Origin of the sequence: Dorea sp. MB18-49, assembly GCF_023669465.1 — a bacterium.
GTDB lineage: Bacteria > Bacillota > Clostridia > Lachnospirales > Lachnospiraceae > Dorea_A > Dorea_A longicatena.
Genome location: NZ_JAMOYX010000003.1, coordinates 46,071 through 61,256, shown reverse-complemented (window position 1 = coordinate 61,256; position 15,186 = coordinate 46,071). Strand labels below are relative to the sequence as shown.

Genomic DNA, 15,186 nt, shown 5'->3' with positions numbered 1-15,186 from the left:
AAATGAAATGGAGAAAAGCATATGAAATTAACAATATTAGGAACCGGAAATGCAACGGTAAGTGAATGTTATAATACTTGCTATGCAATCAGCGATGAAGGGAAACATTTCCTTGTAGATGCAGGCGGTGGCAACCGTATTCTGAAAGTATTAAAAGACACAGGAATCGACATGAATGATATCCACGATATCTTCGTTACACATGAGCATGTAGACCACGTGCTTGGAATTATCTGGCTGGTGCGTATGATCGGACAGAGAATGAACCAGGGAAAATATGAAGGTGATCTTCGCATTTACTGCCATGAGGAGCTGGCAGAGAAGATTCAGGCAATCGCAAATATGACGATCCAGCAGAAGGTCTGTAAGCATATGGGGGAGCGAATCCAGTTTGATGTCGTGAAAGACGGAGACAGCAGAACGATTCTCGGATGTCCTGTGACATTCTTCGACATTGGTTCGACAAAGGCGAAACAGTTCGGATTCACCATGCAGCTTAAGAGCGGTAAGAAATTCACCTGTGTTGGTGACGAGCCGTACAATGAGGTGGATTATAAATATGTGAAGGGCAGTGACTGGCTGCTTCATGAGGCATTCTGCCTGTTCGGTGAGGCGGATAAATTCAAGCCTTATGAGAAGCATCATAGTACAGTAAAAGAAGCATGCCAGCTTGCGGAAGAACTCGGTGTGCCGAATCTGTTGCTGTATCATACAGAAGAGACACATCTGGCGGAGAGAAAGAAGTTGTATACGGAGGAAGGACAGCAGTATTATCATGGCAATCTGTATGTGCCGGATGATCTGGAGACGTTTGAGATATAGAAAAGCAAAAGAAAATAAAAATAGATTAGAATGTAAGAAAACCTGCCGACGGGCAGGTTTTCTTGCGTTCATTTTTGATCCGGAAGGGACAATAAAAAAGTCAAAAACCCTGTCCCCATGGCTAAAAAAGATCGAGCATATTATCCAGATAAATCTCTTCCCTGACATGCAGTTGATATTCCGGCTTCGTCATATAATAAAGCAGAAATTCAAGAATCAGCGCACTTCCAAGCCCGCGTCCTTCAATCTTAAAATTAGAAAATCCCATTGGCATGTAAATATTCTGTATATCATCCACACTGATGAATCCGGGATTTTCCATTGCCTTGGAAAAGCGGTAACCGTTACCGCCATCCGGCGAAGCACAGTGAAACTCCGGGGCAGGATTTCCGAGATTCTTCCGGCTGACGGATTCATAACAAGTCTTTCTGTCCTTACAGCCGAACCAGCAGCATTCATTGCATAAGAATTCTACTTTATCTTTCTGGTGCTGCGACATCAGGTCTAATTTATCGAATACTTTGTTTAACCGGAAGTCCGGTACAATATAACGGAAATCTTCTCGGTTTATTTCAGTTAAAAAATCCTGAAAATCTGTCAGAACTTTTGTGGTTGAAGAGATAAGGTAGAGATCAGGATAATTTTTTTGTAAATAGTTTAATAAAAGCTCGGAGTGCACAATCACGCCATTCTGGAGTTGATGTGTATGTGGTGAATTATCAGCATCAGAGGCGTGTTCGAACATTTTACAAAGCTCGTTACATTTCTTATCTGTAAGATGTTCTTCCCGTAGCAACGAATTACTGAACGTCAGCCGGGCCGAGATGCCGTATTCCCGCACCAGATCAAGCACGTCTTCCGGATCAGAATATCCAAATGAAGTACGCCCGCCGCCCCAGATACAATCCGAAGGAGCGCCATAGATCGAGCCAATCTCACACCAGTCGTAAAAATATTCCCTGTGTTTCCGGAATAATGGAAGGAATATGCGGTACAATTCGTAAAATTCAAACAGGCCTGGGAGGTGGTAAAAGGCAGTAGGATTATTATTTTGAATATTTGCTGTAGTTGCTGTATTCATGTGGTTACCTCTGGAAAAATTTCTATGGTTAATGATAACACATTATCCCGGCAGTGAACACGTATATTTCCGCATATGATACACCACATATACTGCGATCACAAGTTCCGTAAGCGGCATTGCGGACCACAGACTTCCGGGCAGGCAATGTCCTTATAGCATATTTTTAATATATGTCAAGGTTTTACATGCATTTCACTTGCATTATCCACATACATGTGTATAATAAAGCTTGTTCGGTATTTTTGAAAAAAAAGTATAGTAATAGAAAACTTTTGAAAATATGGAGGTGAAAATGTGGATATCGGAAAGAAGCTGAGAGAGCTTAGAAAGCAGAACGATCTGACATTGGAAGATCTGGCTTCGCGCAGTGAGCTTACGAAGGGATTTTTGTCGCAGGTGGAGCGTAACTTAACGGCACCGAGTATTGCGACACTGGAGGACATTCTGGAAGCACTTGGAAGTAACCTGTCGGAATTCTTTCATGAAGAGGAAGAAAAGCAGATCGTGTTCGGAACAGATGATTTCTTCGTTGATGAGAAAGAAGATTACCAGGTGGAATGGATCATTCCGAATGCGCAGAAGAACCAGATGGAGCCGATTCTTATGACACTCTATCCGCATAAAAAGAGCCATGTCCAGACGTCATATACGGGCGAGGAATTTGGCTATGTACTGAAGGGAAATATTACGATTATGCGCGGCGGTAAAAAATATAAAGTGAAGGCGCATGAGACGTTTTATATGGATGGTGCGAAGAGTCATTATCTTTATAATCACGGGAATAGCCCGGCAAAGATATTGTGGATCACGACACCGCCGATTTTTTAAAGAAAAGAGAAGTGCAGCTGCAAATGTAAGGAAGAATGAGGATTATGAAACGATACCTTGCGGCTTTAAAATCTGAGAAGGGAGAGGAAAAATGGAAGAGAAAAAACTAATTGAATTTCGCAACATTGTGAAAAGCTTTGACACCCAGGTTGTGTTAAAAGGAATCAATCTGGACATATATGAAAATGAATTCGTAACCCTGTTAGGACCAAGTGGATGTGGTAAGACTACACTGCTCCGAATCCTTGGAGGGTTCCTGGATGCGGACGAAGGAAAGGTGATCTTTGATAATGAAGATATCACCGACAAGCCGCCGTATGAACGAGAGCTGAATACCGTATTCCAGAAATATGCATTATTCCCACATCTGAGCGTATATGAAAATATCGCATTTGGATTAAAGCTTAAGAAAATGAGTAAAGATATCATCGACCAGAAAGTAATGAAGATGCTGAAACTGATCGGTCTGGAAGGCTATGAGGATAAGAATACGACACTGCTTTCCGGCGGCCAGCAGCAGCGTGTGGCAATCGCGAGAGCGCTGGTCAATGAGCCGAAGGTACTGCTTCTGGATGAGCCGCTGGCGGCGCTGGATTTAAAGCTTCGTAAGGAAATGCAGTATGAGCTGAAGCGTATCCAGCAGGAGGTCGGTATTACATTTATCTTCGTAACGCATGATCAGGAAGAAGCACTTACGATGTCGGATAAGATCGTCGTTATGCAGAAAGGTGAGATCCTTCAGATCGGAACCCCACAGGAGATCTACAATGAGCCGACGAACCGTTTCGTAGCAAACTTTATCGGAGAGAGCAACATCATTTCCGGAAGGATGATTGAGGATTATAAGGTTCGTTTTGATGATATTACATTCGACTGCGTGGATCATGGATTCAAGGAGAATGAGCCGGTGGATGTCGTGATCCGTCCGGAGGATATTGATATCGTGGATGTAAAAGACGGAAAGATGACGGGAGAAGTCTTAAGTGTCCTGTTCAAGGGTGTGCACTATGAGATCATGGTGGAGACCGTTCCGGGAACGAGCGTTACGGTCAACATGCGCGTCATCCGCAATCATGACGTAACCAGTGAAGACGGAAGCGAGAAGATCAGTGCCAACAACTTCTATGTAGACGTAGAAGATGTAGAGAATCTGGATGATAAGGAAATCGTCGCACTGTCGAATGCACAGGCATGGGAGACAGAGACGGATGAGTACATTTCCATTGCAAATATTGAATATGAACTGGAAGCAAAAGAAGGACAGTATCCGGTTACATTCAGCACTTCAAACGGAACCAGCATCGAGAGAACCATTTTCGTAGTCAACCAGCCGTTCGTTAAGAATGAGAAGGCAAATGAAGGTGTTATGGCGTTCAACTTCTTCAAGACGGTAGACGAGATCACAGAATCTCAGGCACTGGATACAGATCTTAAGACCTGGGCAAATGCACAGGGATGGAAGCTGACGGATGAAGACCAGAGTGTGGACATCAGTGTAGACTATGATTTTGATCCGGAAGAAGTAACAGAAGGCGTGTATGAGATTACATTTTCCACTACGGGACGTGAGTTCAAGATCCATACAACGGATTATTCGGAGGAAGGACAGGAGGTCGGCCTGACATTCTTCCCGGAAGATATCCACGTTATGCCGAAGGTGGTATTCTAAGATGAAGAAATTTTCACAGTTAGCATTTCCGTATATCGTGTGGGCAATATTGATGTTAGTATTCCCGATGGTCCTGATCGCACTTTATTCAGTGACAGACCAGGGAAATACCATCCTGTCGTTCACATTTACACTGGAACATTATGCCAAATTTTTTACCGACCCGGATTTTTTATTAATCCTCTGGCGTTCCATTGTGATTGCGGTAAAGACAACAGTGATCTGCCTGTTACTGGGCTATCCGATTGCATATTATATTGCGCGCAGTGAGCAGAAAAAGCAGAATGCGCTGATCCTTGTGATCACGATCCCGATGTGGATCAACATGCTGGTAAGAACATATGCATGGATCGGACTCTTAAGTGACGGCGGTCTGATCCAGAGAATCCTGCATATGGTGGGACTTGGAAAGGGATCACTTCTTTATACAGAAGGGGCAGTGCTTCTTGGTATGGTATATAACTTTCTGCCATTCATGATCCTGCAGATCCAGACGTCACTTAGTAAGATGGACAATTCCTTGCTGGAAGCGAGTGCAGACCTTGGGGCAAGCCCGGCGCAGACATTTAAGCGTGTGACACTGCCGCTTTCCGTGCCGGGAATCATCAACGGGATTACGCTGGTATTTCTTCCGGCAGTCAGTTCTTTCTTCATACCGAAGCTGCTCGGCGGCGGTCAGTATTTCCTCATCGGAAATATGATCGAGAACCAGTTCATTACGGTCGGCGAGTGGAACTTCGGAAGTGCCATTTCCATGATCATGGCGGTCATCATGATGGTACTTATGATGGTTGTCCGTAAGATCGAGATTCGTAACCAGGGCGGAAAGGGGGTATAATCGTTATGAATAAGGGAAAACGTCCAATTGGGAAGATCCTTATGATACTGTCGGTTGTATTCTTCTACCTTCCGATCCTGTACATGATTATATTCTCATTTAACGATGGAAAATCACTTACAAGCTTTACTGGATTTTCGCTGCGCTGGTATAAGCATATGCTGGAATCGGCAGATATGATGGATGCACTGTCGACGACATTCAGTATCGCGCTGCTTGCGACATTTATCTCAACAGTAGCGGGAACAATTGCAGCGATCGGAGTCAGCAAGTCGAAGAAACTGATACGTGACCTGATGGAGCAGGCGAATAACCTGCCGATCATGAACCCGGAGATCGTAACTGCGATCGGATTCATGTTATTATTCATCACATTCCATGTGGAAAAAGGATACGTTACCATGCTTTTGGCACATATTGCATTCTGTATACCGTATGTTATGTTATCGGTAATGCCGAAGATCAAGTCACTTGATCCGAACCTCGCAGATGCAGCGATGGACTTAGGTGCAACACCGTGGCAGGCACTGACGAAAGTTGTCGTGCCACAGATCACGCCGGGAATCGTAGCCGGTGCATTGATCGCATTTACCATGTCAGTGGATGATTTTATTATCTCTTACTTCGTAACCGGACGTGGTGTGAAGAACTTAAGTATCATGGTGTATACAATGAGTAAACGTGTCAACCCGAGTATCAATGCAATCTCGACACTGGTGGTTGTGATCATCACGATCGTACTTGTGATCATCAATGCTGCACCGGCACTTTTTGCAAAACGTGCGAAGAGAAACAGCATCGGCAGACGAAACGTACTGGTACCTGCAATCGCAGTTGTATGTGCGCTCGCAGTGGTTGCCGGAGTTGTAACATATAATAACAAGAAAGAGCCATTGCCATTCGAGGGGCAGACGCTTCGTATCTACAACTGGGGCGAGTATGTAGGTGAACATATTATCCAGGATTTCCAGAAAGAGACAGGGGCAACGGTACTTCTTGAAAATTTTGATTCGAATGAACAGATGTATATTAAGGTTGCAAATGGAGAAGCTTACGACATTCTTGTACCAAGTGATTATATGATCCAGAGACTCATTTCCGAAGGATATTTACAGAAATTGGATAAGTCGAAACTGAACTGTATGGGTAAATTATATGATGCGGTCAAAGGACTTCCGTATGATCCGGAGAATGAATATTCTGTTCCGTATTTTTGGGGAACAGTTGGAATCGTGTACGATAAGACAAAAGTCGACATCAAAGACCTGGAAAAAGAAGGCTATAACATTTTCCTGGATCAGAAATATAAAGGGGACATCTACCTGTATGACTCAGAGAGAGATTCCTTTATGATGGCATTGAAGGCATTGGGATATTCGATGAATACGTCTGACGAAAGCCAGATCCAGGAAGCGTATAACTGGCTGGTTCAGTGTGTACAGACCATGAAGCCGGAGATCGTTACCGATGAGATCATTGATAACATGGCACAGGGAAGGAAGGCACTTGGTCTGATCTATTCCGGAGATGCGACATATGTGATCAATGAGAATGAAAACATGGGATACTACATGCCGGAAGGCGGAACCAACCAGTGGTCCGACGCCATGGTCATTCCGAAGAATGCGAAGAATCCGGAACTTGCACATGCATTTATCAATTATGCAAGTGATTATGACGGAGCTTATGACAATTCAAGTTATGTAGGTTATACATCGGCGAATAAGAAGGTTATGAAAGATCTGTATGACAAGGGCGGAGAGTTCGAAGGAATTGATGCATATATACCAAGAACAGATAATAAGAATGATGAAGTCTTTGAGTATAATGAGGAGACGAAGAAAGAGATCAGTAATCTTTGGAGTAAGGTGAAGATTGCGGCTAGTAATACGAATTAAGGGCCAATGGGGGCGGGGAAAATGGAATTTTCCCCGTCCCTGTTGGCTCTGCGGGTGCGCGTTGATTGCTATGTATTCGTAAGAAGCTGCCAGTAGCAAGTTCTGTAGATTATATAAAAAATACATAAATAAATGTATAAAATATTGCAGACATATTTACTAATGTGTTAAACTATAACAAAGCATATTTCAAAAGAAATTCAAGGTGATTATCACCGTCTATATTCTAATTACATTTCAGAAATCTATGCTTTTATACCAATCAATGATAGAAAAGCAGGAGAGGACTGAAAAAAACATGCGGACTCCTGTGGTAAAGGAGAATTGAATATGGCGAAGAGAAAGAACCAGAAGAGAAGTAACAAAAAATACCAGGTGAATAATCGGAGAGTAAGAGCAAATCATCAGTATAAAGATACGGTTTTCCGGATGTTATACCGGGATAAAGCAAATCTGTTGTCGCTATATAATGCGGTAAATGACCGGAATTATACAAATCCGGAAGAGCTGCAGATCGTAACTTTAGAAAATGCAATCTATATGGGGATGAAAAATGATCTGGCATTTATCATGGATATGAATTTATATCTGTATGAGCATCAGTCAACATATAATCCGAATATTCCTCTTAGAAATTTATTCTATATTGCGGATGAATATCAGCGGCTTGTTGTTCAAAAATCATTATATTCGACTACAATACAGAAGATACCGGCACCAAGATTTATCGTGTTTTACAATGGAACAAAGAAAGTAGAGGATTGCAGTGAATTCCGATTATCATCAGCTTATGAGAACCCGACAGAAGATCCGGACTTAGAATTACGGGTTACGATGTTGAATGTAAATGATGGACATAATAATGAGTTGATGGAGCATTGCCGGACATTGAAGGAATATGCACAGTATGTGGCCAGAGTGAGAAAGTATGCTGCCGAGCCGGGCATGGCGCTGGAAGAAGCTGTAGAGCGTGCGGTTGAAGAGTGTATAAAAGAAGGAATTCTGGAAGAATTTTTGACGAAAAATAAGGCAGAGGTGATCAAGATGAGCATCTATGAGTATGATAAAGAATTTGAAGAAAAGAAACTGCGGAAGGCGGAGTATGAGGCCGGGCGTCAGGATGGGATTGAGATCGGGCGCCAGGATGGAATTGAGATTGGGCGTCAAGCCGGAATCAAAGTTGGTGAAGAGAATGTCCTGAAAAGATTTATCGAGAAACGATTAAGGAAAGGAATGACTCTGGAAGAAATTGCTGAAGACTTAGATGAGGATATAGTGGTCATACAAAAGCTTATAAATGATAACAGTGAGGCTATATAGAGGATTCCTATATAAGGAATCCTCATATCTATTTAAACACATACTTCTGAATCACATCAAACGATGCCGGCCCAACATCCAGAACCGCCTTATGAAACTGCATCTGCGTAAAGTTATCTTCCCACTTATCCACAGCATCTTTCTTAAGTTCCAGAAATTCCAGATATCCAATATAGTATTTTAAGTAATTAGCCGGATCAGCAATGATCAGATCATAGATATCCTCAATGGTCGCGTCATCCGTTATCCCATAAGTGTGGAAAAATGCTGCCGCATCGGCAAGTTTCCAGCCGTCATAATGAATTCCCATATCGGCAAGTGCATATAGTCCCAGAATGACAGAAGAGTTGCGTTGAAATATTGTGGCCTGTTCTTTGGTCAGTGTGGAAAAGTAGTAACTCATCATCTCACTGTAAGTGGCCCATCCCTCTGTGTAGCCGCCGTAGTTCAGTACACAGCGGATTGGATTGGGATGAAGGCTTGCGTAATAGACATTCTGGTATAAATGTCCGGGGTAGCCTTCATGGGCGAAGGTGGTGAAGAGAGAAAGGTTGTCGGTGATGTGCCCCTTGTTAATGTAGATTACATTTTCGGAAGTATTGTCGATGGCCGGGATCATGTAGAAAGCCGGACTTAAGTATTCTTCCATGGATTTCTGGACGTATTTGATCTGTGTATGAATCTGTGGATATGGTGGAAAATCCTTTGTAATCTTGTTTGATAATGTGGATAAAATCTTTTCAGGATCAGATTCGGAGAGTAGAGTACCTTGTGAGCTGAAAATGTCGGAGGTTACGGAAGATGAGCCAGAGGAGGAGTCTTCTGTCAGCACTCGCTGCATAACTGTAAGATCCGAAAGAATCTGTGCATTCGTAAGGTTTTGCAGTTCTGCAATACTGCGTGAGGAACCAGTCTCACTTCTTACCAGATATTCGTAGTAAGTCCGGCCATTTGGAAGATAGCATAGTCCGTTATTATTCTTACCGGAATTGCGAAGCTCGGACAGGCCGGAGATAAGCTGTTCATAAGACGGGAAAATATATTTTTTTATGTAGGCGCTGTTCTGCCGGGTATAGGCTTTTCGTTGTTTTTCGGTGAGGCCGCTGTTTTTTGTGGAAGCAAGTTCATCCAGCCGTTCTACAAAAGAAGAATAGAGATAATTACTCTCTTTTAAATGAACGAAATCCCGGCATTCTTTGATGATGGAGTCGGCAGTATAGGATGCCATAAAAAGGCCGGATTCGGATTTTGTGTGTTCAAAATTCAGGATAGATCGGAAGTATTCCGGTGTTTTAGTAAGAAGCTGTAGATAGTTTTCAATATCGGAGATCTCATAAAAACGGTATTCTGATAAGATGACCGGAAGCTGTGACTGAGTTCCTGTGAGAGGTGCAAGTGGTTCGTCGTAGAGTGTATAAGGGGACAGATCATAGGCAGAATTCAGATAGTCATTCAGCACATCATAAGTAAGACGGTTGTCTTTGGAAAGAGATGTTCTGTTATAGGAGCGAAGTCTGGTCCGTTCCGCATCGACACTAGACCGGACCAGTTCGGGATCGGTGGTACATTGTCCATAAGAAATGGGCGCATTTTCTATGCCATATTTTTCGGGATTTTTTAAGGTGTAGTGGAGAGTAATTGTATTTCCACTGATTTCCTGTCGGAAAAGTTCAGAAGTATATTTCGAAAATGCCTGATCTGCATCCTGTTGAGAATGAAAGAACAAAAGAAAAAGGAGTAGAAGTACGGATGCAGACGGAAGCAAAAAGAGTAATGGCTTCCGTTTAAATTTTTCGAGAAATTTTTGCATAAAAATCCCCATATAAATCATTTGTATCATTTATATGGGGATTTCCTGCAAATATGTATTCATTGTTTATAACCGGAAGCCAATATCATAAACTTCCGGTAACTTATATGACTTATAATCCGGTAATCAGCTCAACAATAAAGACGCCGAGACATGCGAACAAGGATACCTTCAGCAGGCTCTTGCCACGGTAGGCCAGAAATACGGCGATGATAAATCCGGCAAGTGCAGACCAGATATTCGCAGTGGCACTGAGGATTGCCGGGAATGTCATAGCAGCAAGCGTCACATAAGGGACATAGTATAAAAATGATTTGATATACGTGCTTTTAATCTCTTTGCGAATCAGCGTCAGCGGAAGCATACGGATCAGGTAAGTAACTGCCGCCATCACAAATATGTAAATGTAAATATTATGATTCATGGTGTGCCTCCTTTGTACTGTCACTCAATTCGCCAGCTTCTTCCAGTTCATCGTACTCGTCCTCTTTCACCGGGAAGAAATAAGCCGCAATTCCTGCAATGATCAGAGTAATGATGATAATACGGAATCCGGATGAAATATTCCTAAGCCCGGGTGTTTTGTCAAATAAAAAGCTGGCTGCCATGGAAATGACAACAACACCTGCGAGTACACGGTTGTTACGGGCCGGCGGAATGATGATCGCCAGAAACATACCATAAAGTGCGACACTTAATGCACTGACAACACGAGCCGGTAATATATTACCGGACAGGATTCCAAGAAATGTACCGAATACCCATCCGAATACAGAGATAAATATAACCCCGTAAGAATAAAACGGACTCAGTTTTCCACCCTTGCAAACTGTGACGCCGAAGATCTCATCGGTCACACCGTAAGCAATGAGAAAACGGTGGAACAGCGGCGCTTCCGGATCAATCTTCTGCGAAAGCGCACAGGACATCAGACAGTATCTTAAGTTGATAATAAGCTGTGTGATGGCCATCTCTATATAAGAAGCAGTCGATGCGATCAGCGACAGCCCTGCAAACTGTCCGGCGCTGGTCACATTGGTAAGAGAGATCAGAACCGCATCAAAGATCGAAATTCCGACTTTTTTTGCCATGATCCCAAATGTAAATGAAACCGCTATGTATCCAAGACAGATCGGTATTCCGTCCTTGAAACCGGCGGTGAAATATTGTCTTCTGGTCATAATAAATTCCCCAATCTTATGTATAGTTTCTGTAAATAACGAGAATATTATAAGCGCTCTGATTGGTTGCGTCAATGATGTGAAAAGTGGAAGAACCTAATCATCAATAGGATCTTCCACTTTTTCAAATAAATCTCCAACAGGACAGTTTAGAATTGTGCTTAATTTATCGAGATTTTCAAAACGAATAGAACTTGTTTCGTTATTTACCATTCGGTTAAAGTTTTGATAACTTAAATCTAGTTGTTTGAATAACCAGTATTTTGTATGATTCTGAGATTCTAAAATTTCTAAAATTCTTAATTTCACCATATTTTTCACCTGCTTTTTGATGATTATATCGGAAAAAGTATGCTTGCATGAATGATGTGCACATTATATAATGTGTACATAAGATGCGGAAAAATACATGGAGGAAAGACTGATGAAAAAGAAGAAAATTTTAATGTTGGTATGTATGGCAGTATTGGCAGTAACAGTTGTTATACCAGTAAATGCGGCAAAAAAAACAAACAAAAAACAGATTCAAGTATTAAATCTATATCAGGATCAAAAGACAGATATTGAAGAAGCAGAATATTTGGTTTCTTATCTGGAAGATAAAAATATTGATGAAGAATCGGTGGAAAAACAAGAAAAAGAGGAATGGTATATTGATATAAAAACAGGAAAAATCACAAAAGATTCGCAATATAAAAGACATTTTTATAATGATGGTTGGACGATAGAATTTAAAGATGATAAAGGAAAAATATCGTATTCTACTGAAGATGAAGAAGATGAGGGAGGTTATAGAGTATTACATGAGTTTAATAAAGATAAATTTCTGGTTGTAGAAAGACTGGAAAGTATAGATGAGAGGTCTATATATCTGGGATTTATGAATGCAAAAGGAAAATGGAAACAAGATCCATGGAAAGTGGATAATGATTTATTGGGAAGTGGATATAAGGGAGATGAATTATTCCAATTGGGAAAAGGCATTGTGGGGTTTTGTATAAAAAATACTGGAACAAGTACGTTACTGGTATTTGATTCTAATACAGATAAAGTATTTTCAATCTCTAATGTATGGCCAAAAAATTTGTATTATTGTGGCGGGAAAATGGTATATCAGATATGGGAGGCATCACGTACATATGAGATTTGTGTGGCTGATAGTGAGGGAAATGTCACCAAACTTCATGAAGAAGGAGTTGATTTATTAGATTCAAATGAAAATGGTTTTTTGACAGACGAAAACGGAATTTCTTTTTATGATTTAAGTGGTAATTTACAATGGTCATTTAACAAATATGATGTAAGCAGTGCATGGTTATATGGAAAAAATGTATTTGTTAAATTAAATGGAAATGATGGAAACACATATATTTCTAATATTAATCAAAAAACAGGAGAGCTCGTATATGAACCTATTCGTATTTTTAATGATGAAATTACAGGTAAATATATGGTGGATATAAGAAGTAATAAAGATAATTTGGAGATTGTAAATTTAGTAAATGGAAAGTCCAAAAATACTATAAAGGTATCTGCAAAATATATATCAAAAACTAAAGTAAAATATTCTGGAAATGGTATCTTTGTTTTTTCGACTATTAGTGAAAAAAATAATGTTGGAGACTGCAGAATTTTTGATGTTAAAGGGAAAGAGATTAGACCTTATGTCGAAAAATAAGAGGAAAGAGCAGATATGAATAAATCTATGAAGTGTATAATTTTAATCTTTGCAGTTATTATGATAATGGTAATAACTGGCTTGGGATTTTGTAAAGGAAGAAATCAAGAAAAAATTACAAAGGAGAAAAAAATAGAAAAGGCAGAGAATGGGGAAAAAACGACCAAATATGTGAATAATGAAGTTACTAAGGATAAACAAACAGGAATTTATTATGTAAAAAATGTTATAGATATTTTTTTTGATGAAAGTATATCGGAAACAGAAAAAACAGAAATTATTGATGAAGTTCAAGGAAGTATTATTGACAGCATACCATCTGTAAATCAGGTTCAGATAAAGATTCCGGAAACAGATTATCAAGGTTTAAAAAGAACTATAGAAATTATAGAAGAGAAAGAGGGGGTTTTAGCTGCAACAAGTGATATAGTAGTGCCGATTGATATGAGCAGCAGGAAAGAATTTAAAGCAGAGAATCCTAAAAAAGATTATACGAATAAAGCGGACTGGTATCAAAAGATAGGAGCAGAAAGTTTCGAACAATATAAAACATCTCATATTAATGTGGGAGTTGTTGATGTTGGATTTGACTTTAATCATGCGGATGTAGACATTGTAGATTTATCTAAGATTAGATCCAAAAAGAAGGATCATGGAACGCATGTAGCCGGAATAATAGGAGCAAAACATAATAGTTATGGAATAAATGGAGTTCTTTCAAATTGCACATTATATGGATATGACTGTTTGCCAGATGAAAATCAAAAACCATATATGATGTCACAGTCGTGTATGTTATATGGATTAATTGCCTGTGTAGAGAAAGGATGTAAAGTAATAAATTATTCGGTTGGATTTAGTGAGGATGAAAAAAATTTAACCGATATAGAGAAGTATGAAATGGGAAATAATTGGTCTAAATATATGTACATAATGTTGCACAGGGCAAAAATCAGACAGTCAGGTAATAAAGACGATTTTATAGTGGTTCAGGCTGCTGGTAATGGTTATAGAAAGAATAAAATTGCAAATATTAAAGGAAGAGATGCAAGCAATACAGGTTTTTTTGCCTGTATTGCTAAAGAAAATTGTTATCATAAAGATGATATTTCTGTGAATGATATTTTGGACAGGATATTGATTGTTGCTAATGCAGAAGAAAAAAAGGATGGATATATTCTTGATGTGACATCAAATGGGGGTGAAAAGATTAGTGTTTCAGCACCAGGTGATAATGTATATAGTACAGTTAAAGATGGATATGCTATGGATGGTGGAACATCTATGGCAGCACCGATGGTAGCAGGAGCGGTAGCTGGAATATGGTCAATATATCCAGAAATGACAGGAGCAGAAGTAAAAAATGCGATAGTAGAAACTGCAGAAGATAAAGTAAAGAGTAATCCCAAAGCACCAAATTCAGCAGATAATAATCAAAATATATATAAATTTTTAAATATAAAAAAGGCTCTGCAATATTGTGAAATGAAAAAAATAAAAGAAAAAGAAGTAGCAGAAATGGCAGAAGAAAAGCCGGAAACAAAAGGAGAGAAGTTTACAGGAACAGCAGAAGACATGAGAGCGGCTATGGAAAAAGCCACAAATTTAAAAGTTGTGTACATAACAACAGCAGATTTTGATGCGGATGGAAATAATGAATCATTTGCGCTTGCTACAGATGATTCAAAAGATCCATATTGGGGATATCATACGGCTGAGATTTGGTTTGTTGACAGTAATGGTGAGTGTCAGTGTATTAAAAAAGAAGAAAACATATCAATGAATGATGAAGTTTTAGGAGGAGGAAATCTTTTCTTTAATTATGAAAAACATGAGTATCAAACATCGTCTGTCAGTTGTTTATATGGAGTGAAAAATGGACAGCCGTACGAGTTGCAGATATCTGGAAAGTATATGAATTTTAGAATTGACGAAAATCGCAATAAATATATAGCAGAAGACCCGGAATATAACGAGGGACAACAATATGAAGATATATTTTTTGAATATGATGAGAATATAGAAGAATTTTATAAAATTACTAATTAGGATGTGGGA

The 15,186-nt window shown here is 40.0% G+C and carries 12 protein-coding genes and 1 pseudogene; 8 read left to right on the top strand and 5 right to left on the bottom strand.

The features are described 5' to 3' along the window. Positions 1 to 21: 21 nt before the first annotated feature. Positions 22 to 822 carry an MBL fold metallo-hydrolase gene (locus tag NCY30_RS02595; protein ID WP_006427539.1) on the top strand — a complete coding sequence of 267 codons (801 nt, stop codon included), beginning with the start codon at positions 22 to 24 and terminating at the stop codon, positions 820 to 822. Positions 823 to 943: 121 nt separating this feature from the next. On the opposite strand, the gene NCY30_RS02590 is transcribed toward NCY30_RS02595, so the two are convergent. Then, positions 944 to 1,903, bottom strand: coding sequence for a hypothetical protein (locus NCY30_RS02590; protein ID WP_022415258.1), 960 nt, complete (start codon positions 1,901 to 1,903; stop codon positions 944 to 946). A gap of 297 nt (positions 1,904 to 2,200) precedes the next feature. Here NCY30_RS02590 and NCY30_RS02585 point away from each other — a divergent pair, with 297 nt between their 5' ends. The 5 genes and pseudogenes from NCY30_RS02585 to NCY30_RS02565 all read left to right on the top strand — a co-directional run bounded on the left by NCY30_RS02585 (position 2,201) and on the right by NCY30_RS02565 (position 8,459). Next, complete coding sequence (locus tag NCY30_RS02585; protein WP_022415259.1) at positions 2,201 to 2,734, top strand: helix-turn-helix domain-containing protein; 534 nt, start codon at positions 2,201 to 2,203, stop codon at positions 2,732 to 2,734. Between the two features lie 91 nt (positions 2,735 to 2,825). After that, positions 2,826 to 3,905, top strand: a pseudogene (locus NCY30_RS15035) (ABC transporter ATP-binding protein); the annotation flags it as partial. A gap of 499 nt (positions 3,906 to 4,404) precedes the next feature. Next, positions 4,405 to 5,241 carry an ABC transporter permease gene (locus NCY30_RS02575; protein ID WP_250818445.1) on the top strand — a complete coding sequence of 279 codons (837 nt, stop codon included), beginning with the start codon at positions 4,405 to 4,407 and terminating at the stop codon, positions 5,239 to 5,241. A gap of 5 nt (positions 5,242 to 5,246) precedes the next feature. Continuing rightward, a complete protein-coding gene (locus tag NCY30_RS02570; protein ID WP_022415261.1) occupies positions 5,247 to 7,139 on the top strand; it encodes an extracellular solute-binding protein in 1,893 nt (630 codons plus the stop codon). A gap of 330 nt (positions 7,140 to 7,469) precedes the next feature. Next, complete coding sequence (locus NCY30_RS02565) at positions 7,470 to 8,459, top strand: hypothetical protein (RefSeq protein WP_022415262.1); 990 nt, start codon at positions 7,470 to 7,472, stop codon at positions 8,457 to 8,459. A 28-nt stretch (positions 8,460 to 8,487) separates the two neighbouring features. Here the strand turns inward: NCY30_RS02565 and NCY30_RS02560 are convergent, their stop codons facing one another. From NCY30_RS02560 to NCY30_RS02545, 4 genes are all read right to left on the bottom strand, one after another. Continuing rightward, positions 8,488 to 10,269 carry a DUF885 domain-containing protein gene (locus NCY30_RS02560; RefSeq protein ID WP_243857004.1) on the bottom strand — a complete coding sequence of 594 codons (1,782 nt, stop codon included), beginning with the start codon at positions 10,267 to 10,269 and terminating at the stop codon, positions 8,488 to 8,490. 112 nt (positions 10,270 to 10,381) lie between these two features. After that, positions 10,382 to 10,693 carry an AzlD domain-containing protein gene (locus NCY30_RS02555; RefSeq protein ID WP_006427531.1) on the bottom strand — a complete coding sequence of 104 codons (312 nt, stop codon included), beginning with the start codon at positions 10,691 to 10,693 and terminating at the stop codon, positions 10,382 to 10,384. Continuing rightward, positions 10,683 to 11,450, bottom strand: a complete 768-nt coding sequence (locus tag NCY30_RS02550; protein ID WP_022415264.1) for an AzlC family ABC transporter permease — start codon at positions 11,448 to 11,450, stop codon at positions 10,683 to 10,685. Before NCY30_RS02550 ends, NCY30_RS02555 begins: the two co-directional genes overlap by 11 nt. Before the next feature lie 96 nt (positions 11,451 to 11,546). Further along, a complete protein-coding gene (locus NCY30_RS02545; RefSeq protein WP_022415265.1) occupies positions 11,547 to 11,762 on the bottom strand; it encodes a helix-turn-helix domain-containing protein in 216 nt (71 codons plus the stop codon). Positions 11,763 to 11,874: 112 nt separating this feature from the next. Between NCY30_RS02545 and NCY30_RS02540 the strand changes: the two genes are divergently transcribed. Next, on the top strand, positions 11,875 to 13,128 hold the full coding sequence (locus NCY30_RS02540) for a hypothetical protein (RefSeq protein WP_250818444.1): 1,254 nt from the start codon (positions 11,875 to 11,877) through the stop codon (positions 13,126 to 13,128). A gap of 15 nt (positions 13,129 to 13,143) precedes the next feature. Further along, a complete protein-coding gene (locus NCY30_RS02535) occupies positions 13,144 to 15,177 on the top strand; it encodes a S8 family peptidase (protein ID WP_022415267.1) in 2,034 nt (677 codons plus the stop codon). The last annotated feature ends 9 nt before the right edge of the window (positions 15,178 to 15,186 follow it).

What these genes read in the sequence shown, in the direction of transcription:
- NCY30_RS02595 (WP_006427539.1), top strand. Translation starts at nt 22, where the DNA reads ATGAAATTAACAATATTAGGAACCGGAAATGCAACGGTAAGTGAATGT.
- NCY30_RS02590 (WP_022415258.1), bottom strand. Translation starts at nt 1,903, where the DNA reads ATGAATACAGCAACTACAGCAAATATTCAAAATAATAATCCTACTGCC.
- NCY30_RS02575 (WP_250818445.1), top strand. Translation starts at nt 4,405, where the DNA reads ATGAAGAAATTTTCACAGTTAGCATTTCCGTATATCGTGTGGGCAATA.
- NCY30_RS02570 (WP_022415261.1), top strand. Translation starts at nt 5,247, where the DNA reads ATGAATAAGGGAAAACGTCCAATTGGGAAGATCCTTATGATACTGTCG.
- NCY30_RS02565 (WP_022415262.1), top strand. Translation starts at nt 7,470, where the DNA reads ATGGCGAAGAGAAAGAACCAGAAGAGAAGTAACAAAAAATACCAGGTG.
- NCY30_RS02560 (WP_243857004.1), bottom strand. Translation starts at nt 10,269, where the DNA reads ATGCAAAAATTTCTCGAAAAATTTAAACGGAAGCCATTACTCTTTTTG.
- NCY30_RS02555 (WP_006427531.1), bottom strand. Translation starts at nt 10,693, where the DNA reads ATGAATCATAATATTTACATTTACATATTTGTGATGGCGGCAGTTACT.
- NCY30_RS02550 (WP_022415264.1), bottom strand. Translation starts at nt 11,450, where the DNA reads ATGACCAGAAGACAATATTTCACCGCCGGTTTCAAGGACGGAATACCG.
- NCY30_RS02545 (WP_022415265.1), bottom strand. Translation starts at nt 11,762, where the DNA reads ATGGTGAAATTAAGAATTTTAGAAATTTTAGAATCTCAGAATCATACA.
- NCY30_RS02540 (WP_250818444.1), top strand. Translation starts at nt 11,875, where the DNA reads ATGAAAAAGAAGAAAATTTTAATGTTGGTATGTATGGCAGTATTGGCA.
- NCY30_RS02535 (WP_022415267.1), top strand. Translation starts at nt 13,144, where the DNA reads ATGAATAAATCTATGAAGTGTATAATTTTAATCTTTGCAGTTATTATG.